Annotated in this window: 18 protein-coding genes; 14 read left to right on the top strand and 4 right to left on the bottom strand. The window is 60.4% G+C overall.

Annotated features, from left to right (window positions below; translation table 11 throughout):
* Nucleotides 1-8 precede the first annotated feature (8 nt).
* The 3 genes from dppC to dppF are packed head-to-tail and all read left to right on the top strand — an operon-like array spanning nucleotide 9 to nucleotide 2,918.
* On the top strand, nucleotides 9-911 hold the full coding sequence (gene dppC / locus AACV31_RS18365; protein ID WP_075197183.1) for a dipeptide ABC transporter permease DppC: 903 nt from the start codon (nucleotides 9-11) through the stop codon (nucleotides 909-911).
* Between the two features lie 11 nt (nucleotides 912-922).
* Nucleotides 923-1,918: a dipeptide ABC transporter ATP-binding protein gene (gene dppD / locus AACV31_RS18360; protein WP_007765313.1), complete on the top strand. Its 996-nt coding sequence runs from the start codon at nucleotides 923-925 to the stop codon at nucleotides 1,916-1,918.
* Nucleotides 1,905-2,918, top strand: coding sequence for a dipeptide ABC transporter ATP-binding subunit DppF (dppF, locus tag AACV31_RS18355; protein ID WP_041924038.1), 1,014 nt, complete (start codon nucleotides 1,905-1,907; stop codon nucleotides 2,916-2,918). The genes dppD and dppF overlap by 14 nt, the downstream gene beginning before the upstream one ends.
* 252 nt (nucleotides 2,919-3,170) lie before the next feature.
* On the opposite strand, the gene bcsG is transcribed toward dppF, so the two are convergent.
* The 3 genes from bcsG to bcsE are packed head-to-tail and all read right to left on the bottom strand — an operon-like array spanning nucleotide 3,171 to nucleotide 6,614.
* The gene (gene bcsG, locus AACV31_RS18350) at nucleotides 3,171-4,853 is read right to left on the bottom strand and encodes a cellulose biosynthesis protein BcsG (protein WP_075197182.1); all 1,683 of its coding nucleotides are present in this window, start codon (nucleotides 4,851-4,853) and stop codon (nucleotides 3,171-3,173) included.
* Complete coding sequence (gene bcsF, locus AACV31_RS18345) at nucleotides 4,846-5,043, bottom strand: cellulose biosynthesis protein BcsF (RefSeq protein ID WP_007765306.1); 198 nt, start codon at nucleotides 5,041-5,043, stop codon at nucleotides 4,846-4,848. Before bcsF ends, bcsG begins: the two co-directional genes overlap by 8 nt.
* Nucleotides 5,040-6,614, bottom strand: a complete 1,575-nt coding sequence (bcsE, locus tag AACV31_RS18340; protein WP_161589834.1) for a cellulose biosynthesis protein BcsE — start codon at nucleotides 6,612-6,614, stop codon at nucleotides 5,040-5,042. The genes bcsF and bcsE overlap by 4 nt, the downstream gene beginning before the upstream one ends.
* A gap of 173 nt (nucleotides 6,615-6,787) precedes the next feature.
* On the opposite strand from bcsE, the gene bcsR reads away from it, so the two are divergent.
* From bcsR to AACV31_RS18295, 9 genes are all read left to right on the top strand, one after another.
* Nucleotides 6,788-6,991, top strand: a complete 204-nt coding sequence (gene bcsR, locus AACV31_RS18335) for a cellulose biosynthesis protein BcsR (protein ID WP_004387626.1) — start codon at nucleotides 6,788-6,790, stop codon at nucleotides 6,989-6,991.
* A complete protein-coding gene (gene bcsQ, locus AACV31_RS18330; RefSeq protein WP_075197180.1) occupies nucleotides 6,988-7,716 on the top strand; it encodes a cellulose biosynthesis protein BcsQ in 729 nt (242 codons plus the stop codon). Before bcsR ends, bcsQ begins: the two co-directional genes overlap by 4 nt.
* A complete protein-coding gene (gene bcsA, locus AACV31_RS18325) occupies nucleotides 7,713-10,331 on the top strand; it encodes a UDP-forming cellulose synthase catalytic subunit (RefSeq protein ID WP_165155149.1) in 2,619 nt (872 codons plus the stop codon). The genes bcsQ and bcsA overlap by 4 nt, the downstream gene beginning before the upstream one ends.
* Before the next feature lie 10 nt (nucleotides 10,332-10,341).
* Nucleotides 10,342-12,774 carry a cellulose biosynthesis cyclic di-GMP-binding regulatory protein BcsB gene (gene bcsB, locus AACV31_RS18320; RefSeq protein WP_165155151.1) on the top strand — a complete coding sequence of 811 codons (2,433 nt, stop codon included), beginning with the start codon at nucleotides 10,342-10,344 and terminating at the stop codon, nucleotides 12,772-12,774.
* A gap of 6 nt (nucleotides 12,775-12,780) precedes the next feature.
* The gene (gene bcsZ, locus AACV31_RS18315; protein ID WP_105538182.1) at nucleotides 12,781-13,896 is read left to right on the top strand and encodes a cellulose synthase complex periplasmic endoglucanase BcsZ; all 1,116 of its coding nucleotides are present in this window, start codon (nucleotides 12,781-12,783) and stop codon (nucleotides 13,894-13,896) included.
* A complete protein-coding gene (gene bcsC / locus AACV31_RS18310) occupies nucleotides 13,878-17,381 on the top strand; it encodes a cellulose synthase complex outer membrane protein BcsC (protein ID WP_165155153.1) in 3,504 nt (1,167 codons plus the stop codon). Before bcsZ ends, bcsC begins: the two co-directional genes overlap by 19 nt.
* 123 nt (nucleotides 17,382-17,504) lie before the next feature.
* The gene (locus tag AACV31_RS18305) at nucleotides 17,505-19,463 is read left to right on the top strand and encodes a sensor domain-containing phosphodiesterase (RefSeq protein WP_221413628.1); all 1,959 of its coding nucleotides are present in this window, start codon (nucleotides 17,505-17,507) and stop codon (nucleotides 19,461-19,463) included.
* A 180-nt stretch (nucleotides 19,464-19,643) separates the two neighbouring features.
* Nucleotides 19,644-20,930 (top strand): dicarboxylate/amino acid:cation symporter, encoded by a 1,287-nt coding sequence (locus tag AACV31_RS18300; RefSeq protein ID WP_041924034.1) that lies wholly within the window; start codon nucleotides 19,644-19,646, stop codon nucleotides 20,928-20,930.
* A 199-nt stretch (nucleotides 20,931-21,129) separates the two neighbouring features.
* Nucleotides 21,130-22,608 carry a M16 family metallopeptidase gene (locus AACV31_RS18295; RefSeq protein WP_075197174.1) on the top strand — a complete coding sequence of 493 codons (1,479 nt, stop codon included), beginning with the start codon at nucleotides 21,130-21,132 and terminating at the stop codon, nucleotides 22,606-22,608.
* 97 nt (nucleotides 22,609-22,705) lie between these two features.
* Here AACV31_RS18295 and AACV31_RS18290 read toward each other — a convergent pair whose 3' ends face one another.
* On the bottom strand, nucleotides 22,706-23,638 hold the full coding sequence (locus AACV31_RS18290; RefSeq protein ID WP_165155157.1) for a sugar kinase: 933 nt from the start codon (nucleotides 23,636-23,638) through the stop codon (nucleotides 22,706-22,708).
* Between the two features lie 233 nt (nucleotides 23,639-23,871).
* Between AACV31_RS18290 and pdeH the strand changes: the two genes are divergently transcribed.
* Both pdeH and AACV31_RS18280 read left to right on the top strand, forming a co-directional pair.
* Nucleotides 23,872-24,645: a cyclic-guanylate-specific phosphodiesterase gene (pdeH, locus tag AACV31_RS18285; RefSeq protein ID WP_165155159.1), complete on the top strand. Its 774-nt coding sequence runs from the start codon at nucleotides 23,872-23,874 to the stop codon at nucleotides 24,643-24,645.
* Nucleotides 24,646-24,709: 64 nt separating this feature from the next.
* The gene (locus AACV31_RS18280) at nucleotides 24,710-26,767 is read left to right on the top strand and encodes an AsmA family protein (protein ID WP_165155161.1); all 2,058 of its coding nucleotides are present in this window, start codon (nucleotides 24,710-24,712) and stop codon (nucleotides 26,765-26,767) included.

Below are 26,767 nucleotides of genomic sequence, written 5' to 3'. Positions count from 1 at the left end.
GGGCCATCATGACGCAAATGACTGAAAACAAAGTGGTGGCCGCACCGGTGCCGATGACGCCGCTGCAGGAGTTCTGGCACTACTTCAAACGTAACAAAGGCGCGGTCGTCGGGCTGGTGTATGTCGTCATCATGATCCTGATTGCGGTCTTCGCGAACGTCGTCGCGCCGCATAACCCGGCGGAGCAGTTCCGCGATGCGCTGCTGGCCCCGCCGGTCTGGCAGGATGGCGGCAGCTGGGCGCATATTCTCGGCACCGATGACGTGGGCCGCGATGTGATGTCGCGCCTGATGTACGGCGCGCGCCTGTCGCTGCTGGTCGGCTGTCTGGTGGTGGTGCTGTCGCTGGTGATGGGCATTGTGCTCGGCCTGGTGGCGGGCTATTTCGGCGGTATTGTCGATACCATTATCATGCGTGTCGTCGATATCATGCTGGCGCTGCCGAGCCTGCTGCTGGCGCTGGTGCTGGTGGCGATTTTCGGCCCGTCTATCGTTAACGCCTCGCTGGCGCTCACCTTCGTGGCGCTGCCGCACTACGTGCGCTTAACCCGCGCGGCGGTGCTGGTGGAAGTGAGCCGCGATTACGTCACCGCCTCCCGCGTGGCGGGTGCCGGCGCGATGCGCCAGATGTTCGTGAACATTTTCCCTAACTGCCTTGCGCCGCTGATAGTCCAGGCGTCGCTCGGTTTCTCGAATGCCATTCTCGATATGGCCGCACTGGGCTTTCTCGGCATGGGCGCGCAGCCGCCAACACCGGAGTGGGGCACCATGCTCTCCGACGTGTTGCAGTTCGCGCAAAGTGCCTGGTGGGTCGTGACCTTCCCTGGTCTCGCTATCCTGCTGACGGTGCTGGCATTTAACCTGATGGGTGACGGCCTGCGTGACGCGCTCGACCCCAAACTCAAGCAGTAAAGAGGCACGAGATGGCGTTACTGAATGTAGATAAATTATCGGTGCACTTCGGCGACGAAGGCACCCCGTTCCGCGCCGTAGACCGCGTGAGCTACAGCGTGAATCAGGGCGAAGTGGTCGGCATCGTGGGGGAATCAGGTTCCGGTAAATCGGTCAGCTCGCTGGCGATTATGGGCCTTATCGATTACCCGGGCCGTGTGATGGCGGACAAACTGGAATTCAACGGCCAGGATTTACAGCGTATTTCGGAAAAAGATCGCCGTAATCTGGTGGGCGCCGAAGTGGCGATGATCTTCCAGGATCCGATGACCAGTCTGAACCCCTGCTACACCGTGGGGTTCCAGATTATGGAAGCGATCAAAGTGCACCAGGGCGGCAATAAAAAGACCCGCCGCCAGCGCGCGATTGACCTGCTCAATCTGGTGGGTATTCCGGATCCGGCGTCGCGTCTCGATGTCTACCCGCATCAACTCTCCGGCGGGATGAGCCAGCGCGTGATGATCGCGATGGCCATCGCCTGTCGTCCGAAGCTGCTGATTGCCGATGAACCGACGACCGCGCTCGATGTCACCATCCAGGCGCAAATTATTGAACTGCTGCTGGAGCTTCAGCAAAAAGAGAACATGGCGCTGATCCTTATCACCCATGACCTCGCGCTGGTGGCCGAAGCGGCGCACAAAATCATCGTGATGTACGCAGGCCAGGTGGTGGAAACCGGCGAAGCGCGGGATATCTTCCGCGCGCCGCGTCACCCTTATACTCAGGCGCTGCTGCGCGCTCTGCCGGAATTCGCGCAGGATAAGGCCCGTCTGGCGTCGCTGCCGGGCGTGGTGCCGGGGAAATATGACCGCCCGACGGGCTGTCTGCTCAACCCGCGCTGCCCCTATGCGACCGAGCGCTGTCGCGCAGAAGAACCGGCGTTAAATCTGGTGGACAACGGCCGCCAGTCGAAATGCCATTACCCCCTCGATGATGCCGGGAGGCCAACCAATTATGAGCACGCATGAGGCCGCCACGCAGCAACCGCTGTTACAGGCTATCGACCTGAAAAAACATTACCCGGTGAAGAAGGGCTTCTTCGCGCCGGAGCGTCTGGTGAAAGCGCTGGACGGCGTCTCGTTTACGCTGGAGCGCGGCAAAACGCTGGCGGTGGTGGGCGAATCGGGCTGTGGGAAATCCACGCTGGGCCGCCTGCTCACCATGATAGAAACGCCGACCGGCGGCGAGCTCTACTATCAGGGCCAGGATCTGCTGAAACCGGATGAAACGGCGGAGAAACTACGCCGTCAGAAAATCCAGATCGTGTTCCAGAACCCGTATGGTTCGCTGAACCCGCGCAAAAAAGTGGGGCAAATCCTTGAGGAGCCGCTGCTGATTAACAGCTCGCTCAACAAAGAGGCGCGCCGCGAGAAAGCGCTGGCGATGATGGCGAAAGTGGGGCTGAAAACCGAGCACTACGACCGTTATCCGCATATGTTCTCTGGCGGCCAGCGCCAGCGTATCGCCATCGCGCGCGGGCTGATGCTTGACCCGGACGTGGTGATCGCCGATGAACCGGTCTCCGCGCTGGACGTCTCGGTGCGCGCGCAGGTGCTGAACCTGATGATGGATCTGCAGCAGGATATGGGGCTTTCGTATGTGTTTATCTCCCACGATTTGTCGGTGGTGGAACACATCGCCGATGAAGTGATGGTGATGTATCTCGGCCGCTGCGTGGAGAAAGGCACGAAAGACCAGATTTTCTCGAATCCGCGTCATCCGTATACCCAGGCGCTGCTCTCCGCGACGCCGCGCCTGAACCCGGACGACCGCCGCGAGCGTATTAAGCTCACCGGCGAGCTGCCGAGCCCGCTGAATCCGCCGCCGGGGTGCGCCTTTAGCGCCCGCTGCCGTCGCCGCTTCGGCCCGTGTACGCAGATCCAGCCGCAGCTTAAGGAATATAACGGCCAGCTGGTCGCCTGTTTCGCCGTCGATCAGGATGAAACCGGCGAGCCGCGCATTCCTTAACGCGCGCGCCACGTAAAAAGCCGACGCCATGCGTCGGCTTTTTTATGGGCCTAGCGGTGCAATGCGGTGGATGCGCTGCGCTTATCCACCCTACAAAATATGCGGCCTGTGTAGGGCGGGTAAGCTTTGCGCACCCGCCGGGTGGCCGGTGGTGGATGAGGTTTGTGTAGGGCGGGTAAGCCTGCGCACCCGCCGTGCGAAAAAGAAAAAGCCGACGCTTACGCATCGGCTTTTTTATCGCGGCCTGAACACTTATTGCGGGTAAGGCACCCAGTCGCCGCCGCTTAAGCGCACCCACGGTTTGCCCTGATACTGCACCACCACGGCGTTGGCGTTCTCGGAGACCGGCGCGCTCTGCGGCAGGTTACTGGTCAGCCCCTGCCAGTCCACGTTATCGGCCACAAAATTCTTACCATCCAGCATCCGCACTACCAGCTCGGAAATCGCCAGGAAGCTGCTCGGCTGGTCGATATCGATAGCCGCGCCCTGATGCGGCGCTTTCATACCGATAAACTTAATGCCGACCGGCACATGGGTGATAGACGGGCTTGGGATATCGCGCAGGCCGGACACCTGCATTCTGTCGCCCTGCAGCGCCGCGCCGTGTTCCGGCACCATCACCACCATCACTCTGCGGTTCTCTTTCTCAAGCTGCGTCAGGAACGCATCCAGCTCGTCAAACAGCTTCTGCGCGCGCGCTTTGTAATCGGCGGTTTTGCTGTTGCCCGGATAGTGGTTGCCGTCATGCAGCGGCAGCAGGTTAAAGAACGTGGCGCTGCGCTCGCCGCCCTCGCTCTTCACGGTTTGCTGCCAGCGGTTGAGCACCGCCGTATCGTCATATACCGGCGAGCCATCAAACGACAGCAGATTCACCGGCAGCCCGGACTGATCCATCAGCGGCTCCTGCATATTGCCGTTTTCGCGCACTTCTTTAAGGAAGTTACCGAACTCGCCGTTATGGTCCATCATCAGGTGGCGCTTAAAGCCGAGCTTCGCCAGGTTATCAAACAGATAGCACTGTTCACCGGCAGGCTGGTACAGGTTTTTATGCGACGGCTGACCGCAGCTTGCGCGCAGCAGGCGAATTGCCGCCGGGCCGCTGTACGATGTGCCGGAGTTAAAGTTCTTAAACACGATGTCGAAATGCGACCACAGCGGGTGCGACATCAGGCCGGTGGCGTCTACATCAGACCAGGCCAGCGAACAGATGTTAATTACCAGCAGATCGAACGGCTGCGCATCCGCCGGCAGGCTCGCCGGGAAAGGCGTCTGGCGTTTGGATTCGCTGGTATAGAAGCTGTTCAGCCAGTCGTTAATGCTCTGGTTGTTCGCAGGCGCGGTTTGCAGCGGAATATCGCCCGCCACCACCGTACCCGCGGCGTTCGCGACGGTTGGTGCCGCGCCGCCGCCGGTCGTGGTGACCGTCGCCGCCGTGGTATTGCCGGCAGGCCACAGCGAGACGACCGGGCCGGTCACGGTCAGCACGTTAAGCCAGACCATAATCGCCACCACAAACACCGTCACCCGCACCCACTGGGAGAGGAACATCCACGCGACCAGCAGCACAAAAGCGGCGCCAATCATCTGCCAGTTAATAAAGCGCGTCACGAGATCCAGCACATAATCGGTGCTGAAGCCCGCCACCTGCGAGCCCTGACTCATAATGCTTTCAGGGCCAGGCAACCAGGTGTCGTGCCAGAACAGGCCGATGCCGACAGGAATCGCTATCCAGTGGCGCAGGCGATGCAGGCGCAGGTTCGGAATAGGGAACAGCAGAAACGCCATAAACACCAGGTTGGCGAGCGGGTGGAAATTCAGATAGCCCGTCCAGAGCAAGCCGAATTTCAGCAAAAAATAGTAGTTCCAGCCGGAAAGACCGCGCCAGTTTTGCCAGCCCGAGCGGGCAAGGGGAGCGGAATGAACGTGATTAGTCATGTTTTACATTTGCCTTGACGGTGGAGCGGCGGCGCAGCGTACCAGCGGGTTTAACAAATCGGGGGCGAAACAGCAGCGGGCGCAGCGCTTTCATCATGCGACGCTTGCCCACGCACAGCGCGTATCCCAGCGGGATAAAAATCAGCGCGCACAGGGCGATAAGCTGAAGAATATCGCTAATCGACATCATAACGCGCGCTCCTGTGCGGTGTCGTTAAGCAGCGTAATGGGCGTCGGCACCTGGCGCGCGCGCGTTTTCGGCGCGTCGGCGAGCAGCGCGGCCGTCTCGCTGGCCTTGCGGGTCATCTCAAGCGGCGCGGCCCACTGTTCCGGGCGCATCGCGCTCATTTGCAGGATCTCTGCCGCTATCTGTTTATCTTCATGCCACACCATACGGTTGGAAAACAGCTCGCTTATCGGCAGCGGGAAAATATGGCTCAGCGCGGTGTCGAGATCGGTGATACGGCAGAACGATAAAAACAGCACCAGCCGGTTTTCGCCAAGCGTCACGATATCGCCCATGCGGCCCGGACGACAGAGCGTCAGCGCCTGTTCGACGCGAATGCCCGGCACCGGGCGCAGCGCCACCAGAATTCCTTTGTTATCCTGCGGGATAAGCACGTTGTTCATCAGCGCGCCGACGGCGTTGCAGAACATATCCCACGGCTGATAGCCGCGCATTTTCAGCGGCTGCATCGCCTCCAGCAGCATATTCACATCTTCCGGCACAAAGCGGGTGAACTGCTGGTTCTGCACGCTTTCAATCAGCGTCAGGCAGCGGGAGAGCGGGGCGTTCCAGGGGATCACCATATTCGCGCCGCAGCCCAGCAGCAGCCGTTCGTCGGTAGCGCGCACGCTGGCTTTGTTTTCACGCACGATGATTTTCAGCGCGCTGCCGCGCTGGCGGCGTAGCGCGTGCACGTGACGCGCCAGTCCTTCTATCTGACTGTTTTGCGAAAGCGAGAAAATCACCGTCGCGGCCTGCGCCTGGCGCGCCTCGTTAAACAGCGCGTCGTTACTTTCAAAGAGCGTCCAGTTTTCAGAAAGCGGCGGCGCGCCTTCGAGCACGGCGATATGGCTCAGCACGCGGCGTTCGTCGCTGCGCGCCTGTAACGACACTTCCTGGCGCGGCACCAGCGAAAGGCGCTCGTTAATGAATGTCACCGGCAACTGCTGGCGCGCGCTGACGCCTTTATCGTTAAACCAGAACGCCACGTCATACAGCCAGGCGTCGCCCTGATAGCGTAAGGTGGCAAGCCCGGAGAGCTGCTGATATTCGGTCATCAGCATCGAGGTTTGCTGGTCAGCCTGCGCGCCGGAGTTAATAATCAGCAATGTGCATCGATGTTCCTGCGCCCAGCTTTGGCTTTTTCTTATCCAGGCTTTAATATGAGCGGGCGCTACGCCTTGCCAGGCGTTTTCCGCACACAGCAGCACAATGAAATAATGTTCAGGTTCAAAACTGCAAAGCAAATCGTGATGCAGACGATGAAAGGCATTCTGGCTTTTCGGCATGGTAAACAGGCGTACTTCATTCGGGCCTTGCGGCGCGGCCGGAAGCGGCGCAATCACGGTTTCTGGCGCGGCGTCCATGGTAATGACAGCCACTTTTGTCTCGGGTGTTTGCGCAAGAAGCGTTTGATTGACGAACGTAATTGCATCGCTGTGGCGGTCGCAATTTATCCAGCCTGTTCCGCCTGCCGAAATATGGCGCAGTTCATCCCAGAGCGAATCAATGCCAATTGAAAAAACAAGAGCCATGGCGCCCTCAATATATAAAGAGTATGACTGTCAGTTTACTAGCGAAAGCCAGGAAATAAACCTAACATTGAAATTAAAGAACATGATCATTAGCATGCAAACCGGGATTGCGCAGGTTCACGGTTTTTCGTTTGCTGGCTTTAGTGATATTGCTCTAAGGAAAAATAGAATATATGCCTGAGAATGACGCTAAGGCCGCACGCCAGCCCGATCGTGGCTATACCTTCCAGAATGATTTTGAAGCGCTCAGCCGGGTGTTTTCACTTCCAGATCTCGACTACACCGATATATCGCAACGTGAACAACTCGCGACGGCAATTGCACGCTGGCCGTTGCTGGCGGAATTAGCGCGTCGTGACGCAGGAGCGCAAGGATGACCGTTCTGGCATTACAGGGCGTACGTGGCGGCGTAGGGACCACCTCCTTAACGGCGGCGCTCGGTTGGGCGCTGCATCAGCTGGGCGAAACGGTGCTGGTGATTGACGCCTCGCCGGATAACCTGTTGCGCCTCTCTTTTAATATTGATTTCGACCACGCCGATGGCTGGGCGCGCGCGCTGCTGGACGATAAACCCTGGCAGTCCACCGCCTGGCGTTACGCGCCAGGGCTGGACGTTCTGCCATACGGCGCGCTGCGTCAGGCGGAGCGAGAAAATGATGTGTCGCCTGCGCTCGGCGCGTTCGCGCAGCATCTTCAAACGCTAAAAGCGAGCGGCCACTGGCGCTGGGTACTGCTCGATCTGCCATGCGGTTTTGACGCCGTGACCCGCAGCCTGTTGCAGGTGGCCGACCGCACGCTCTGCGTGGTGCAGCCCGACGCCAACTGTCACGCGCGATTACATCAGCAGGCGCTGCCCAACGGCTGCGATCTGCTGGCCAATTTCCGCCTGATTTCAAGCCAGGTGCAGAACGACATCTGGCAGCTCTGGCTGCAAACGCAGCGCCATCTGGTGCCGGTCGCGGTGCATCGCGACGAGGCGATGATGGAGAGCTTCGCCGCGAAACAGCCGGTGGGCGAATACCGCCCGGATTCGCTGGTGGCGGAAGAGATTGTCACGCTGGCGAACTGGTGTTTGCTGCATTACGGGAGTGAAGGCGCATGATAAGCCTCTCCGCGCTGGTGCTCGCGCCGCCGGTTCGCGCGCGGCTGCGCGAGCGTTATATTACCTATCGCCGCAATGGCGCGCCGCCGTTCAGCGCGGCGCTGGGCTGTCTGTGGCTGACGCTCGCCTGGCTGCTGCTGCCGCTGGAAAACCCGCGCTGGCAGGCCATCCGCGCGCAGCACGCGCTGCTGTTCCCGCATATTCATCCTGACCGTCCGCGTCCGCTGGATACGGTGCGTTATCTGCTGCAGGCGTTATGGCTGGTAGCGCTGCGTCCCTGGCGCGCCGTCGGTGCGCCGCGCTGGCGGCCCGTCTCGGCGCTGCAAATCTGGCGCGAGCGCTTTAACCTCTGGCTGGAGTCGCTCCCGCAGCGCTTCAGCGATGAAACCGACCACCTGAACGAGCAGAAAGAGCTGGGCCATATTAATGAGCGCCTGCGGCGCGTCGTGCTTGGCGTGGTGGTCTTTTTCTCGCTGGTGCTGGCGCTCCTGTGCGTGACGCAGCCGTTTAACCCGCTGTCGCAGTTTATTTTCCTGATGCTGCTCTGGGGCGTGGCGCTGCTGGTGCGCCGCCTGCCGGGCCGTTTCTCGGCGCTGATGCTGATTGTGCTGTCGCTGACCGTCTCCTGCCGCTACATCTGGTGGCGCTACACCTCGACGCTGAACTGGAACGATCCGGTAAGCCTGGTGTGCGGCCTGGTGCTGCTGGTGGCGGAAACCTACGCGTGGGTGGTGCTGGTGCTCGGCTACTTCCAGGTGATCTGGCCGCTCAACCGCCAGCCGGTGCCGCTGCCAAAAGATCTGAAAACGTGGCCGTCGGTCGATATTTTCGTGCCGACCTATAACGAAGATCTACACGTGGTGAAAAACACCATTTACGCCTCGCTTGGCATCGACTGGCCGAAAGACAAACTCAAAATCTGGATCCTCGATGACGGCAACCGCGAGGAGTTTCGCCGCTTCGCCGAATCGGTCGGCGTGGAGTATGTGGCGCGGCCAACCCACGAGCACGCCAAAGCGGGCAATATCAACAACGCGCTGAAGCTCGCGAAAGGCGATTTCGTGTCGATTTTCGACTGCGATCACGTCCCGACGCGCTCGTTCCTGCAACTCACGCTGGGCTGGTTCCTGAAAGACAAAAAGCTCGCGATGATGCAGACCCCGCACCACTTCTTCTCGCCGGACCCGTTTGAGCGCAACCTTGGACGTTTTCGTAAAACGCCGAACGAAGGGACGCTGTTCTACGGGCTGGTGCAGGACGGCAACGACATGTGGGACGCGACCTTTTTCTGCGGCTCCTGCGCCGTCATTCGCCGCGGCCCGCTGGATGAGATCGGCGGCATCGCCGTGGAAACCGTCACCGAAGACGCCCATACCTCGCTGCGTCTGCACCGGCGCGGCTACACCTCCGCCTATATGCGTATCCCGCAGGCGGCGGGGCTGGCCACCGAAAGCCTCTCGGCGCATATCGGCCAGCGTATCCGCTGGGCGCGCGGCATGGTGCAGATTTTCCGTCTCGATAACCCGCTTTTTGGCAAAGGGCTCAAGCTCGGCCAGCGCCTGTGCTACGTCAACGCGATGCTGCACTTCCTCTCCGGCGTGCCGCGGCTTATCTTCCTGACCGCGCCGCTGGCGTTCCTGCTGCTGCACGCCTACATCATCTACGCCCCGGCGCTGATGATTGCGCTGTTCGTGTTGCCGCACATGGCGCACGCCAGCCTGACCAACTCCAAAATCCAGGGCAAATATCGCCACTCGTTCTGGAGCGAAATCTACGAAACGGTGCTCGCCTGGTACATTACGCGGCCTACCATGGTGGCGCTGTTCAACCCGCACAAAGGGAAGTTCAACGTCACCGCCAAAGGCGGGCTGGTGGAAGAAGAGTATGTCGACTGGGTGATTTCGCGCCCGTACCTGATGCTGGTGTTGATTAACCTGCTCGGCGTGCTGGTCGGCGTCTGGCGCTACTTCTACGGTCCGGCTAACGAGATGCTGACGGTTATCGTCAGTATCGTCTGGGTCTTCTACAACCTGATTATCCTCGGCGGCGCGGTGGCGGTGTCGGTGGAGAGCAAACAGGTGCGTCGCGCCCATCGCGTGGAGATGGTGATGCCGGCGGCTATCGCCCGCGAAGACGGTCATCTCTTCTCCTGTACGGTGCAGGATTACTCCGACGGCGGCCTTGGCATTAAAATGCATGGCGGCGCGCAACTGTTGCAGGGGCAGAAGGTGAACCTGCTGATGAAACGCGGCGCGCAGGAGTATGTCTTCCCGGCGAAAGTCGTGCGCGTCTTCGGCGACGAAATCGGCCTCAACCTCGACGGTCTGACCACGCGCCAGCATATCGATTTTGTACAATGTACCTTCGCGCGCGCCGACACCTGGGCGCTCTGGCAGGACAGTTTCCCGGAAGACAAACCGCTGGAAAGCATGCTCGATATCCTCAAGCTCGGCTTCAGAGGGTATCGCCACCTGGCGGAATTCGCGCCAGCATCACTAAAAATTGTCTTTCGCACCCTTACCACGCTGGTTTCCTGGATAGTGTCGTTTATCCCCCGTCGTCCGGACAGGACGGCTTTGGGGGAGCGTGCGCTCCCGGTTATGGCTCAACAATGATGAATATGCGATGAAAAGAAAACTCTCCTGGATGTGCGCTGTGGCGGTTGGAATGAGCCTGTTGCCTGGCGCCTACGGCGCGCCTGAAGCCACCGACGATCCCAACGCCACCGCCGCGCCGACCGCGCCGGTCGTCGCCCCTGCGACACAAGGCGTGATGACCGCTACCCCTGCGCGCACCGAGGCGTTAACGCCCGCCACGCCGCCTGTCGCGGGCACCGAGCCTGCGCCTGCGACGGAAGGCGCGGTACTCGGCCAGGTGATGCCGGGCGTGGAAGGCGCTGGCGCGCCCGTCGTTCAGGATGGCGCGCCTGCGCGCAACGTCACGCTGAGTTTCGCCAGCATCGCGCCGCCGCCGGGCAGCATGGTCCTTAAAGGACTCAGCCCGGACGGGTTTGTCGAATTCGGGATGCGCAGCGATGAAATTATCTCTAAAGCGACGCTGAACCTGACCTACACGCCGTCGCCGTCGCTGCTGCCGGTACAGTCGCAGCTGAAGGTTTATCTTAACGATGAGCTGATGGATGTCCTGCCGGTGACCAAAGAGCAGCTCGGCAAGAAAACCACCGCCCAGGTGCCTATCGATCCGCTCTATGTCAGCGATTTCAACCGCGTGCGTCTGGAGTTTGTCGGCCACTATCGCGACGTGTGCGAAAACCAGGCCAGCAACACGCTGTGGATGGATATCGGGCGTAACAGCGCGCTGAATCTCACCTTCCAGACGCTGCAGCTGCAAAACGATTTGTCGCACTTCCCGGTGCCGTTTTTTGATTCACGCGATAACCGCCCGCTGGAGCTGCCGATGGTGTTTGCCGCGGCGCCGGATCTCGCGACCCAGCAGGCCGCGAGCATCGTCTCTTCCTGGTTCGGCTCCCGCTCCGGCTGGCGCGGCCAGCGCTTCCCGGTGCTCTATAACGCGCTCCCGACGCGCCACGCGGTGGTGTTCGCCACCAACGATAAGCGCCCGGATTTCCTGCGCGATCTACCGCCAGCCAAAGGCCCGATGGTGCGTATGATGAGTCACCCGCAAACCCCGTGGGTGAAGCTGCTGGTGATTGAAGGACGCGACGAGAAAGACCTTATTCAGGCCGCTAAAGGCATTGCGCAGGGTAGTCTGCTGTTCCGCGGCGACAGCGTCGAAGTGGGCGAAGTAAAACCGCTGCTGGCGCGCCAGCCTTACGATGCGCCGAACTGGGTGCGCACCGATCGCGCCGTCACGTTTGGCGAGCTGAAAGGCTATGAGGAGCAGTTGCAGGCGACCGGCCTTGAGCCGAACCCGATTTCGCTGACGCTGAACCTGCCGCCGGATCTCTATCTGTTGCGCAGTAACGGCATCGACATGCGCCTGAACTACCGCTATACGTCGCCTGCCACGCGCGATAACTCGCGGATGGATATCAGCCTGAACAACCAGTTCCTACAATCCTTCACGCTGTTGCCGAAAGATGAAACCAACCGTCTGATGCTGCGCCTGCCGCTGCTGCAGGGGCTGCTGGATGGCAAGACCGAAGTGACGCTGCCGACGCTGCGCCTCGGCGCGGCGAACCAGCTGCGCTTTGATTTCGAATACACCAACCCGCTGCCGGGCGGCACGCTGGATAACTGCGTGACCTTCCAGACCGTGCCGAACCGCGTGGTGGTGGGCGATGATTCCACGCTGGATTTCTCGAACTATCATCACTTTATCGCAATGCCGGACTTGCGCTCCTTCGCTAACGCCGGTTTCCCGTTCAGCCGTATGGCGGATCTCTCCGATACGCTTATCGTGATGCCGAAACAGCCGAACCCGGCGCAGCTCACCACGCTGCTGGGCGCGGCGGGCACCATCGGCGCGCAGACCGGTTTCCCGGCGATTAACCTCACGATCACTAACGATGGCGGCGACATGCAGAACAAAGACGCCGATATTCTGGTGATCGGCGCGCTGCCGGCGTCGCTGAAAGATGATAAACGCATCGATATGCTGGTGAACGCCACGCAAAGCTGGGTGAAAACCCCGACGCGCGACGTGACGCTTATTGATACCGATGCCCGCGACCGTCAGCCGCAGATGCAAACGCAGGTGACTTCTTCCGGGCCGATGGCCGCCGTGGTGGGCTTCCAGTCGCCGTATCACGATCAGCGCAGCGTCGTGGCGCTGCTGGCGGACAGCCCGCGCGGTTACGAACTGCTGAACAATGCGCTTAACGACAGCGGTAAACGCGCCGCGATGTATGGCTCTGTCGCGGTTATCCGCGAATCGGGCGTCAACAGCCTGCGCGTGGGCGACGTCTACTATGTCGGTCACCTGCCGTGGTTCGATCGCATCTGGTACGCGTTGGCAAACCACCCGATTCTGCTGGCGATTTTCGCGGCCATTAGCGTCGTGTTGCTGGCCTGGGTGCTGTGGCGTCTGCTGCGTATCCTGAGTCGTCGCCGTCTTGATCCGGGCAACCATGAGTAACGCGTCATGAAGAATCTGTGCAGATGGCTTACGGCGGGGCTGCTACTGGCGACGGTGTCAGCCCACGCCGCCTGTAGCTGGCCCGACTGGGACCGCTTTAAAGGCGGCTACATCAGCGAAGAAGGGCGCGTGATTGACCCGAGCGATCCGCGCAAAATCACGACGTCCGAAGGGCAGAGCTATGCGCTGTTCTTCGCCCTCGCGGCCAATGACCGCGAGGCGTTCGACAAAATTCTGCTGTGGACCGAAAACAACCTCGCCGAAGGCTCGCTGAAAAACACGCTGCCTGCCTGGCTGTGGGGGATGAAAGGGCCGGACGACTGGGCGGTGCTCGATACCAACTCCGCCTCAGACGCCGATCTGTGGATAGCCTGGAGCCTGCTGGAGGCCGGGCGTTTATGGAAAGAGCAGCGTTACAGCGACACCGGCAAAGCGCTGCTGGACCGCATCGCCAAAGAAGAAGTGGTGAATGTGCCGACGCTTGGCGACATGCTGCTGCCGGGCAAAGTCAGCTTCGCCGAACCGACGCTCTGGCGCTTTAACCCGAGCTATATGCCGCCGCAGCTTGCGCGCTATTTCACCCGTTACGGCAAGCCCTGGACGACCATCCGCGACACCAACCTGCGTCTGCTGCTGGAAACCGCGCCGGAAGGTTTTTCACCGGACTGGGTCAGCTTTGAGGCGAAAAAAGGCTGGGTGCTCAAACCTGTGGCGCCACAAAAACCGCTGATTGGCAGCTACGATGCGATCCGCGTTTATCTGTGGGTCGGCATGATGAACCCGGCGGATGAACAGCAGGCGCCGCTGCTCAAAAAACTTAGCCCGATGGAAACCGCCACCACCAAAGCGGGCCTGCCGCCGGAAAAAGTGCGCGTTATCGACGGCAAAACCCAGGGCAACGGGCCGGTGGGCTTCTCCGCCGCGCTGCTCCCCTTCCTGCAAAACCGCGATATCCAGGCGCTGCAGCGCCAGCGGGTGGCGGACGACTATCCGCAGCAGGACGCCTACTTTAGCTATGTGTTAACCCTGTTTGGCCAGGGATGGGATGAACACCGTTTTCGCTTCACCGTCGACGGTGAGCTGCAACCCGCCTGGGGAGAGTCATGCACAAGTTCGCGTTAAGTATTACCGCGCTGGCGCTTGGCGTCGCCCTCTGCGGGCAGGCGCAGGCGCAGTCGGATATCAGGCAGCAGTTGCTCGAACAGGTGCGGCTTGGCGAATCCGCCAAACGTGACGATCTGGTGCGCCAGTCGCTCTACCGTCTGGAGTTAATGAGCCCGGACGACCCGGATGTCGTCGCGGCCAAAATGCGCTATCTGTTGCGTCAGGGCGATAACGCGGGCGCGCAACAGCAGTTCGCGCGCTTAGGCAAGCTCGCCCCGCAATCCCCGGCTTATCAGCAGGCGCGCATTACGCTCGCGCTGGCGTCGCCGGAAGGGCGGCAGCAACTGCAACAGGCCCGTCTGCTTGGCACGACCGGGCACACGCAGGAGGCGCTGGCGGCGTATCAGAAACTCTTTAACGGCGCGCCGCCGGATGGCGATCTGGCCGTCGAATACTGGGCGCTGGTGGCGAAAGATCCAGCGCAGCGCGACGAGGCCATCCGCCAGATGCAGGCGCTGAACGCCCGCGCGCCGGGCAACGATCAGCTACGCACGCAGCTGGCGTTACAGCTCTTTTCCGCCAACCGCCAGCAGGAGGGCTTCAGCGTGCTGGAGCAGATGGCGAAATCGGGCGGCGGGCGCGAAACCGCGGCGGATCTCTGGTATCAGCAGATTCAGGGCATGCCCGCGAGCGATAACAGCGTCGCCGCGCTGGAGCGTTTCCTGCAGGTATTCAGCAGCGGCGAAACCGCTGATAAAGCCAAAGGGCTGCTCGCCGAACAGCAAAGCAAACTCGCCGATCCGGCTTATCGCGCCAGAATGCAGGGCATGGCGCGGGTGGAAGAGGGCCAGGGCGCGAAAGCCGTTTCGGAGCTCACCACTGCCGTCAAAGCCAACCCGAATGACAGCGAAGCGCTGGGCGCGCTCGCGCAAGCGTATTCCCAGCAGGGCAACCGCGCCCGCGCCGTACCGCTGCTGGAGCAGGCGCTGAAACAGGATCCGAACAGCCCCAACAGCGGCCGCTGGCAGAGCCTGTTGCAGGTGAATCGCTACTGGCTGTTGATACAGCAGGGCGACGCGGCGCTGAAAGCCAACAATCTGGCGCAGGCGCAGCAGAAGTATCAGCAGGCCGCGACGGTGGATAACACTGACAGTTACGCGGTGCTTGGCCTGGGCGACGTCGCTGTGGCGAATAAAAACGACGCGGCGGCCGAGCGCTATTACCGTCAGGCGCTGCGCATGGATAACACCAACAGCAACGCGGTGCGCGGGCTTGCCAATCTGTATCGTCGTCAGTCGCCGGAGCGGGCAGACGCCTTTATCGCCACGCTCTCCGCCAGCCAGCGGCGCAGCATTGAGGATATCGAGCGCAGTCTGACCAACGATCGGCTGGAGCAACAGGCTGCCACGCTTGAGGCTCAGGGACGCTTCGCCGAGGCTGCCGCGCTGCAACGCCAGCGCCTGGCGCTCGACCCGGAGAGCGTCTGGATAACCTACCGGCTGGCAAACGATCTGGCCGCTGCCGGAGCGCGCCGCGACGCCGATATCGTGATGGGGCAACTGGCGCAGCGTAAGGCGGGCGACCCGGAGCAGGTCTACGCCTACGGGCTTTATCTCTCCGGTAGCGATCGTCAGCGCGCCGCGCAGAGCCATCTCAATACGCTGGCGCGCGACAAATGGACGCCGAATATTCTTGAGCTGTCGCAGCGCTTGCAGACCAATGAATTGATGGAGACGGCCAACCGCCTGCGCGACAGCGGGCAGGAGTCGCAGGCCATCGCGCTGTTGCGCCAGCAGCCCGCCTCTGACCGTATCGATTTAACGCTCGCCGACTGGGCGCAGCAGCGTGGCGATAACGCCGCGGCGCGCGCGCAGTATCAGACGGTATTGAAACGCTCGCCTGCCAGCGAAGAGGCGTGGCTGGGGCTTGCGGAAGCGCTGATCGCCGACGGTGATAATGCGGCGGCGCGCGAACAACTCGCGGCGCTGCAAACGCCTGGCGCGGGCGGCGAGCCGCGCTCCCCCGGCACGCAGCGGCGCATTGCCAATGCCCAGGCGGCGCTTGGCGACACCGCGCGCGCGCAGCAGGCTTTTGCCGTGCTGGCCGCCACCGCCAGAACGCAGCCGCCTTCGCAGGAAACCGCGCTAGTGCTGCGTGATGCGGCGCGCTTTCAGCGCCAGAATGGGCAGCACCAGCAGGCATTGCAGACCTATCGCGACGCGATGGTCGCCTCGGGTATCGCCCCGACGCGGCCCGCTGATAACGACGCCTTTACGCGTCTTACCCGCAACGACGCCAGCGACGACTGGCTGAAGCGCAGCGTGCGCGGCGACTCGGCGGATCTCTATCGCCAGCAGGATTTGAACGTGACGCTCCAGCACGACTACTGGGGCTCCAGCGGCACGCCGGGGTATTCGGATCTGAAAGCGAATACCACGATGTTGCAGGTGGACACGCCGCTGCGCGACGGGCGACTGTTCCTGCGCACCGACGCGGTGAATATGAATCCGGGCAGCTTTAGCGACAGCAGTTATAAAGAAAATTTTGGCACCTGTGCTACGACCTTCTGCTCCGGTAATACGAAACAGCGCGCCTCCGGCGTGAGCGTGGCGGCGGGCTGGCGCAACGACACCTGGGATATGGATATCGGCACCACGCCGATAGGCTTCGACGTCGTCGACGTGGTGGGCGGCTTAAGTTACAGCAGCGATCTGGGGCCGATTGGCTATACGCTTAACGCGCACCGCCGACCGATTTCCAGCTCCATGCTTGCCTTTGCCGGGCAACGCGACGCGCCGTCCAACACCGGCACGACGTGGGGCGGCGTGCGCGCCACCGGCGGCGGAGCGAGCCTCAGCTACGATCGCGGCGAGGCGCATGGCGTCTGGGCCAGCCTTAATGCCGATCAGCTCACCGGTAAAAATGTCGCCGATAACTGGCGGGTGCGCTGGATGAGCGGCTATTACTACAAGCTGATTAATGAAAATAATCAGCGCCTCACCATTGGGCTCAACAATATGGTGTGGCACTATGAGAAAGATTTGAGCGGTTATTCTTTAGGCCAGGGCGGTTACTACAGCCCGCAGGAGTACGTCTCTTTCGCGGTGCCGGTCGCCTGGCGGATGAGAACGGAAAACTGGTCATGGGAGCTGGGCGCGTCGGGCTCGTGGTCGCACTCCCGCACCAAGGCGCAGCCCCGTTACCCGCTGTCGGGGCTTATCCCGACGCCTGTAATTAACACGCAAAACCCGGCGTTAAGCCGTTATGCCGATAAGTACGAGCCCGGAGACGGCGGCAGTAGTAATGGCTGGGGTTATACGGCCAACGCGCTGATTGAAAGACGCATTACCTCGAACTGGTCGGTAGGCGCCGCAGTCGATATTCAGCAGGCGAAGGATTACACGCCAAGCAATTTCTCGCTGTTTATCCGCTATTCGCAGGGCGGCTGGCAGGGCGATATGGATATGCCGCCGCAGACGCTGACGCCTTACGCCGACTGGTAATAAGATTAATGCGCGTTCGGCCCGGCAGCGCGGTTAAATTCCACAACAATGCAGTATACTCCCGCCCGCAATGATAATTATGAGTGATTATCATGCGGGCAGTGGCATCAGTGGAGAATCAAGTTGCGAGTCAGTCGTTCCCTCACGATTAAACAGATGGCGATGGTTTCGGCCGTTTCCGTCTTTTTTCTTTTTATTTTCAGCGTCGTTTTGCTGTTTCATTTCGTGCAGTCGCATCGCTACCACACCGCCATGCAGATGGAGAGCATCGCCCGCTCGGTGCGCCAGCCGCTCTCTGCGGCTATCCTGAAGGCCAATATTCCCGAGGCGGAGGCGATCCTTCGCGAAATCAAACCCGCCGGCGTGATAAGCCGCGCCGATGTGGTGTTGCCCAATCAGTTCCAGGCGTTGCGCATGCGCTTTACGCCGGAGCGCCCCATTCCGGTGACGCTCGCTCGCGTCTTTGAGCTGCCGGTGCAAATCTCCCTGCCGCTCTACTCGCTGGAGCGGCCCGCCAACCCGCAGCCGCTTGCTTATCTGGTGTTGCAGGCCGACTCCTGGCGTCTGTACCGTTTTATCATCAACGCGATTTCGACGCTCCTGACGACGTTCCTGCTGCTGGCGCTGATCCTCTCGGTGGCGATCACCTGGTGCATCAACCGTCTGATCCTCCACCCGCTGCGGGATATCACGCGCACGCTGAACGCGCTGGATGCCCACGAACTGGCGCATCATCAGCTCACCATTCCGCGCCTGCATCAGGATGATGAGATCGGCATGTTCGTGCGCACTTATAACCGCAACCAGCAGGCGCTGGCGCGGCAGGTCGACGAGGCGCGCACCAGCGGCACCCGTTTTCCGCTCACCGGTTTGCCGAATCAGGCGCTGCTGACGGCGCTGCTTGAGCAGGCCGTCGCGGGCGGCGGCGCGACCGCATTACTGTACGTGGCCTGTGAGCCGCTGCGTGAGAGTAACGAGTCGCAGCGGGACGCCCTCCAGCACGCGCGCGTGGATAAGCTGCGCTCGGTGCTGACCCCGCGTATGGTGCTGGCGCAGATAAGCCAGGACGATTTCGCGATTATCGCGCACGGGGTGAAAACGCCGGAGCACGCGGTGACGCTGACGCAACAACTTCTGGCGGCCCTGAACGAGCCGCTGGAATCGCCTGCCGCCGCGCAAACGGGCGGGGCAAGCATCGGCGTGGCGATGTTTGACGGTCGCCAGAGCGCCTCGACGCTGTACCAGAGCGCGATTTCCGCCGCCCTGGACGCCCGGCGCAGCGGCATTAATCAGGTGGCGTTCTTCGGCGAAGCGTCGGTCAACGCCCAGGAAAGCGCGATGCAAAACGCGCTGGCGCGCCGCCAGTATGCTATCTGGCTGCAGCCGCAGGTGGATATGCGCAACGGCAATATCGTCGGCGCGGAAGCGCTGCTGCGTGAGCGCCAGCCGGACGGCGACTGGACGTTACCGGTGGGGTTTATCGATAACATTGAGTCGAGCGGGCTTATCGTCACCGTGGGCGACTGGGTGCTGGAAGAAGCGTGCCAGTTACTGGCGCGCTGGCAGGCGCACGGCATTACGCTGCCGCTGTCGGTTAACGTGTCCTCGTTGCAACTGTTAACGCGCGATCTGGTGCAGACGATGCTGCAACGGCTGGAGCGTTACGCCATCGCGCCCGGTACGCTGGTGCTGGAGATGACCGAAAGCCAGCGCATCGACGATACCGAAGCCGCGATCGCCATTCTGCGCCCCTTGCGCGAGGCGGGCGTGCGCATCGCGCTGGATGATTTCGGCATGGGGTATTCCAGCCTGAGTCAGTTGCAGAAGATGAAAGCGCTGCCGGTGGACAGCCTTAAAATCGACAAGAGCTTTATCGGCAGCCTGCCGGACGATGACAGCGTGGTCTCGGCCATCATCAGTATGGCGAAAAAGCTTAACCTTGAACTGGTGGCGGAAGGCATTCAGAACGAGTCGCAGCGCGACTGGCTGCTGAACGCGGGCGTCACGGTGGGCCAGGGATATCTTTTCGGCAAGGCGACGACGCCCGCGGCGTTTGAAGACGCGTGGCTTCCGACACCCTGAGCCCGCTGCAAAGGGTGTAAGGCACCAGGAGCTGACGCGTTTCAGCTCATAGATCTTAACATTTATGTTTCCTATTTGATGCTCTGATATTTCTGGCATGTTTTACGGGTGTTACTTTTAGCGCTACAGGCGGGATTTTCACACACAATTCCTGTGGTTATTACCTTCAAGGACACCCCTATGAAACTCTCTATTTTCAAAAGCCTTTATTTTCAGGTATTGACCGCAATAGCCATCGGGATATTGCTCGGTCACTTCTACCCGGAGCTGGGCGCGCAGATGAAACCGCTGGGCGACGCCTTCGTGAAGCTGATTAAAATGATTATCGCGCCGGTGATTTTCTGTACCGTCGTGACCGGCATCGCGGGTATGGAAAGTATGAAGGCGGTGGGGCGCACCGGGGCGGTCGCGCTGCTCTATTTTGAAATCGTCAGTACCATTGCGCTGATCATAGGCCTGGTGATTGTGAACGTGATTCAGCCGGGCGCTGGCATGAACGTCGACCCGGCGACGCTCGACGCGAAAGCCGTCGCGGTCTATGCCGAGCAGGCGCAGCAGCAGGGCATCGTCGCGTTCCTGATGGATGTCATCCCTTCAAGCGTTATTGGCGCGTTCGCCAGCGGCAATATCTTACAGGTCCTGCTGTTCGCCGTGCTGTTTGGTTTTGCGCTGCACCGCCTGGGCCGCAACGGCCAGCTGATTTTTAACGTGATTGAAAGCTTCTCGCAGGTCATCTTCGGCATCATCAACATGATCATGCGTCTCGCGCCCATCGGCGCGTTCGGCGCCATGGCGTTCACCATCGGTAAATATGGCGTCGGCACGCTGGTGCAGCTCGGCCAACTGATTATCTGCTTCTACCTCACCTGTATTCTGTTCGTGGTGGTCGTGCTGGGGAGCATCGCCCGCGCGACGGGCTTTAACATCTTTAAATTCATTCGTTATATCCGCGAAGAGTTGCTGATCGTGCTTGGCACATCGTCGTCCGAATCCGCGCTGCCGCGTATGCTCGATAAGATGGAAAAACTGGGCTGCCGTAAATCGGTAGTGGGGCTGGTTATCCCGACCGGCTACTCGTTTAACCTCGACGGCACCTCGATTTACCTGACGATGGCGGCGGTGTTTATCGCCCAGGCGACCAACAGCCATATGGATATTTTTCATCAGATAACGCTGCTGGTGGTGTTGTTGCTGTCGTCAAAAGGCGCTGCGGGCGTGACGGGCAGCGGATTTATTGTGCTGGCGGCCACCCTTTCCGCCGTCGGGCATCTGCCGGTCGCGGGGCTTGCGCTGATCCTCGGCATCGACCGCTTTATGTCTGAAGCACGCGCGTTAACCAACCTGGTGGGTAACGGCGTCGCGACGGTCGTGGTCGCGAAGTGGGTCAAAGAGCTTGATGAAAAACAGCTGCATGACACCCTGAATAACAAGAATTCCGCCGCTAAAACGCAGCAAATCTCCTCCTGATCTCACTCTTTAGCCCGCCGCTGCTTGCTCTGGCGGCGGGTGCCTGCGCATAATTAACTTTTATTTCACGCTATTGCGCGACATTTCCGCATTTTTGCGGTCTTACGAAAAGTTTAAGCGCTCTCTTTGGCGACGGGCCGCAGCAGCCTTTTGTCGCCATTTAACTGTTTTTAACCAGGAATGTTGATCAGGGGTATACATGCAGGGCACAAGAATCCGACTCATCGCTGGCGGCTTACTGATGGTAGCCGCCAGCCTCGTGCAGGCAGAACCGCTCCAGCCCGACCCGGCCTGGCAACAGGGCACGCTGAGCAATGGCTTTCAGTGGCAAATCCTCTCCACGCCGCAGCGCCCTAGCGACCGCGTTGAAATTCGTCTGACCATTAATACCGGCTCGCTGGCGGAAAATACCCAGCAGAGCGGCTATACCCGCTTTCTGCCGCGTCTGGCTCTGACCCAGAGCGGAAGCCTCCAGGCCGTGCAGGCGCGCTCGCTCTGGCAGCAGAGCATCGATCCGAAGCGCCCGATGCCGCCGGTGGTGGTCTCTTACGATTACACGTTGTTCAACCTGAGCCTGCCGAATAACCGCAACGACCTGCTGAAAGAAGCGCTGACGTATCTCTCCGATACCGCCGGGCGGGTCGCGATTACGCCGGAAAGCATTACCAAAGCGCTGCAAACGCAGGATATGGTCGCCACCTGGCCGGATACGCAGGATGGCTGGTGGCGTCAGCGCCTGAAAGGCTCCACGCTGCTGGGCCACGATCCTTCCGTCGACCTGAAACAGCCGGTCGATGCGAAACAGCTCGAAGCCTACTACAAGAAGTGGTACACCCCGGACGCGATGACGCTTATCGTGGTGGGCAACGTCGACAGCCGCGCCGTGGCGGAACAAATCAACAAAGCGTTCGGCGAGCTGAAAGGCAAACGCGAAACTCCGGCCCCGGTGCCGACGCTGTCGCCGCTGCGCCGCGAGCCGGTCGCCATCATGACCGACAGCGTGCGTCAGGATCGCCTCTCTATTATGTGGGACAACCCCTGGCAGCCGATTCGCGAATCTTCCGCGCTGCAACGCTACTGGCGCGCGGACCTGGCGCGCGAAGCGCTGTTCTGGCACGTGCAGCAGAATTTAAGCAAAAACAATATCAAAGACATCGGCATCGGCTTTGACTGCCGCGTGTTGTTCCAGCGCGCGCAGTGCGCCATTAACGTCGAATCGCCGAACGATAAACTCGACAGCAATCTGGCGCTGATCGCCCGCGAGCTGGCTGGCGTGCGCGAAAAAGGCCTGTCGGTGGATGAGTTCAACGCCCTGATCGCCCAGAAAAAACTGGAGCTGCAGAAGCTGTTCGCCACCTATGCGCGCACCGATACCGATGTGCTCATCAATCAGCGGATGCGCTCGCTGCAAAATCAGGTGGTGGATATCGCGCCGGAGCAGTACCAGAACCTGCGTCAGAGCTTCCTCAATAATCTGACCGCCGCGGAGCTGAACCAGGATTTACGCCAGCAGTTATCCCAGGAGATGGCGCTGATTCTGCTGCAACCGAAGGGCGAAGAAGAGTACAGCGTGAAGGCGCTCCAGGAGACGTGGGATCGCATCATGATGCCCGTAACGCCAGCGCCTGCGCAGGATGAACCGCGCCCGGATGTCACCGACATTCCGCCAGCCCGCTGATAACCGCACATGATAAACCCGGCACTGGCCGGGTTTTTTTATGCCCCGTATCAATAAAAAGCCCGGCGCAGGGGCCGGGCTCATCAGGCGGTGTGGTTTACTGCGGCATCGCCTCGCGCGGGATGATCGCGCCGCGATACTGAATCACCGTGCTGGCGGTCAGGTGGCCGCGTTTTGCCGCCGCTTCTGCGCTGCCGCCCGTCAGGCGTACCGCCAGATAACCGGCGCTGAATGAGTCGCCCGCCGCGGTGGTGTCGATGACCTTCTCTTTCGGCAATTTCACGGCGGGCACTTCACAGAGCGCCTCGCCCTGTACCGCCACCAGGCATGATTCGGCGCCGCGCTTAATCACCACTTCACGCACGCCTGCCGCCTGGGTGCGTGCAATAACGTCTTCGACAGGTTTCTCGCCCCACAGCGCATCTTCGTCATCCAGCGTCAGGAAGGCGATATCGGTGCAGCCGAGCATCTGCTGGTAAACCTGCTGCGTCTCCTCACGGCTCGCCCACAGGCGCGGGCGATAGTTGTTATCGAAAATCACTTTACCGCCGTTCGCCCGGCAGGCTTTCAGCAGGCCGAGCAGCTTCTCGCGGCTCTGCGGGCTTAAAATCGCCAGGCTGATGCCGCTCAGGTAAAGATAATCAAACTGCGCCAGCTGTGCGCAGATGGCATCGGCCTCGTCGCTCTCCAGCCAGAAACGGGCGGCCGCCTCGTTGCGCCAGTACCAGAACGTGCGTTCGCCGCGCGCGTCGGTTTCGATGTAATAAAGCCCCGGCAGCCGGTTATCCATGCGCTGGGTGAGTTCGGTGTGCACGTTTTCGGCCTGCCAGGCGTCGAGCATCTGCTGGCTGAAGTTGTCTTTGCCAAGCGCGGTCACATAGTGCACCGACAGCGCCTGCGGGCTTACCTGACGGGCGACATAAACCGCGGTATTGAGCGTATCGCCGCCAAAGCCGCGGCTTACCTGCACGCCTTTTTCCGACAGTTCAATCATGCATTCGCCAATCACGGCAATCTTTTGCTCTGACATAGTGACTCACCTGAAAACGAGAAGATGGGCGTTAGTGTGTGCCGCCGCGATCGCGCAGTCAAATCTTTTAAAACGCTGTTCCAGTATTTTTTGAGCTGCACCAATATTCCTGAGGAAAAGCGTTATTCCTTATTAACCTGCGGGTCGGACAACTGTGCATAAAGTTCTCAATTCTGGAGCCGATAATTCCTGGACGAGTCCCGGTAAGCCATCACACAACAGGACCATTTACCATGAATTTAAAACAGGTCACTCACCGGTTGGCGTTGCCGTCGGCGAGTGTCGAAAGCCTGCACGAGCGGCGCTACTGGCTGCAGTGCGAGCGCACCTATACCTATCAGCCGATATACCGGACTGACGGGTGCCTGCTGGCGGTTGAGTTGCTGACGGTCGTCACGCACCCGAGCGATCCTGCGCGTCGCATCGCGCCAGACCGTTATTTCGCCGGGCTGCCGGTACGTTATCGCGTTGACGTTATCGAAGAACAGTTGCAGGTCCTGTCATCGCGCGCACCGTTTTTTATGGAGAATAATATTCTGGCGTCCGTTAATGTCGACGGCCCGACGCTGATGGCCATGCGCGACATGCCGCAGATCCGCGCCCTGACTGAATCGCTGCCGTGGGTGCGCTTTGAACTGGTGGAGCATATCAGCCTGCCGCAGGATTCAACGTTCGCGAGCTTCTGCGAATTCGGCCCGCTGTGGCTGGACGATTTCGGCACCGGTATGGCGAACTTCTCGGCGCTGAACGAAGTGCGTTATGACTACATTAAAGTGGCGCGCGATCTGTTCATCATGCTGCGTCAGAGCAGCGAAGGCCGCAATTTGTTCACGATGCTGCTGCAACTGATGAATCACTACTGCGAAGGCGTGATTGTCGAAGGCGTGGAAACGCTGGAAGAGTGGCAGGATGTACAGCAGTCGCCTGCGCTGGCCGCGCAAGGGTATTTTCTGTCGCGCCCTGTGCCATTCGAAACGCTGGAAAAGGTAATACTCAGACTCTCCTGATGAGCTTTGCGCTGTCGTCAACTATCTTTAGTAGAGGCAGGCATCATCAGGACGAGGTGTGAGGATGACAAAAACAACCAAAATTATCAGCGTGGTAGCAGGGGTTTTCTTGTTGCTGGTCGTAGTCGCAATCATCATTATCGCGACGTTTGACTGGAATCGGCTTAAGCCGACCATCAACCAGAAGGTCTCCACGGAGCTAAACCGCCCCTTTGCCATACGTGGCGATCTGGGCGTGGTATGGGAGCGAAACAAAGAAGAGCCCGGCTGGCGAAGCTGGGTACCCTGGCCGCACGTACATGCTGAAGATGTTGTCCTCGGCAACCCGCCCGATATTCCGCAAGTCACCATGATCCACTTGCCCCGCGTGGAGGCGACCCTCGCCCCGCTGGCGCTGCTCACCAAAACGGTCTATCTCCCATGGATTAAATTCCAGAAGCCGGACGCGCAACTGATCCGCCTGTCGGAAAAGACCAATAACTGGACGTTCGACATGAAGCAGAGCGAAGGCGAGGAGGCGCAGCAGCCGTCATCCTGGTCTTTCCGGCTCGATAATATTCTGTTCGATCAGGGCCGGTTGCGGGTGGATGATAACGTCAGCCGCGCCGATGTGGAGATCCTCATCGATCCGCTCGGCAAACCGCTGCCGTTTAACGAAGTGACTGGTGAAAAAGGCAAAAAAGGGAACGATAAGGTTGGCGATTATGTGTTCGGCCTGAAGGCGCGCGGCACCTATAACAACCAGCCGCTGCGCGGCGACGGGAAAATCGGCGGGATGCTGGCGCTGAAAAGCAAAGGCACGCCATTCCCGGTGCAGGCGGATCTGCGCTCCGGCGACACCCGCGTGGCGTTTGTCGGGACGGTCAACGATCCCATGAACATGGGCGGCGTCGATTTACAGCTGAAATTCGCCGGTAATTCACTGGGCGATCTCTACGAGCTGACCGGCGTGCTGCTGCCCGATACGCCGCCCTTTGAAACCGACGGCCGCCTGGTGGCGAAAATCAACAGCGATAAAGGCTCGGTCTATGACTACCGCGGCTTTAACGGGCGCATTGGCGAGAGCGATATTCACGGCTCGCTCACCTACAGCCAGGGCAAACCGCGGCCGAAGCTGGAAGGGGATCTGGAGTCGCGCCAGCTGCGGCTTGCCGACCTCGGTCCACTGATCGGCGTCGATTCCGGCGCCGGGGCGGAGAAGAGCAAAAATTCCGAGCAGAAAAAAGGCGAAAAACCGGCACAGCCGGGCGACAAAGTCTTGCCGCACGACACGTTTGAAACCAACAAGTGGGACGTGATGGATGCCGACGTGCGCTTTAAAGGCCGCCGCATTGAGCACAGCTCGCGCCTGCCGATTAGCGATCTCACCACCCATATTCTGCTCGCCAGCGGTGATTTGCGTCTTAAGCCGCTGAAATTTGGTATGGCGGGCGGCACTATCGACGCCAACATTCATCTCGACGGCGACAAGCAGCCGATGCAGGGCGCGGCGGACATCCAGGCGCGACGCCTGAAGCTTAAAGAGCTGATGCCGGATGTGGAACTCATGCAGCGTACGCTTGGCGAACTGAACGGCGATGCGAAACTGCGCGGCACCGGCAACTCTGTGGCGTCGTTGCTCGGCACCAGTGACGGCAACCTGAAGCTCCTGATGAATGACGGCGTCATCAGCCGCAACCTGATGGAAATACTGGGGCTTAACGTGGGTAACTTTATCGTCGGGCAGATTTTCGGCGACGATGAAGTGCGGGTGAACTGCGCGGCGGCGAACCTGAATCTGACCAACGGCGTGGCGCGTCCGGAGATTTTCGCCTTTGATACCGAAAACGCGCTGATTAATATTACCGGCACCACCAGTTTCGCCGACGAGCGGCTGGATCTCACCGTTAACCCGGAAAGCAAAGGGGTGCGCATCGTGACGCTGCGCTCGCCGCTGTACGTGCGCGGCACCTTTAAAGATCCGGATTATGGCGTGAAACCGGGGCCGTTGATTGCCCGCGGCGCCGTCGCGGCGGCGCTCGCGACGCTGGTCACCCCCGCCGCCGCGTTGCTGGCGCTGATTTCGCCGTCTGAAGGCAGTGAGAACCAGTGCAGCACGATCCTTGGGCAGATGAAGAAGTAA

The sequence above is a fragment of the Cronobacter sp. EKM101R genome, from assembly GCF_963888145.1.
Taxonomy (GTDB): domain Bacteria; phylum Pseudomonadota; class Gammaproteobacteria; order Enterobacterales; family Enterobacteriaceae; genus Cronobacter; species Cronobacter turicensis.
Note: the sequence above shows the minus strand (reverse complement) of the source record. Positions and strands in the feature narration are given on the sequence as shown.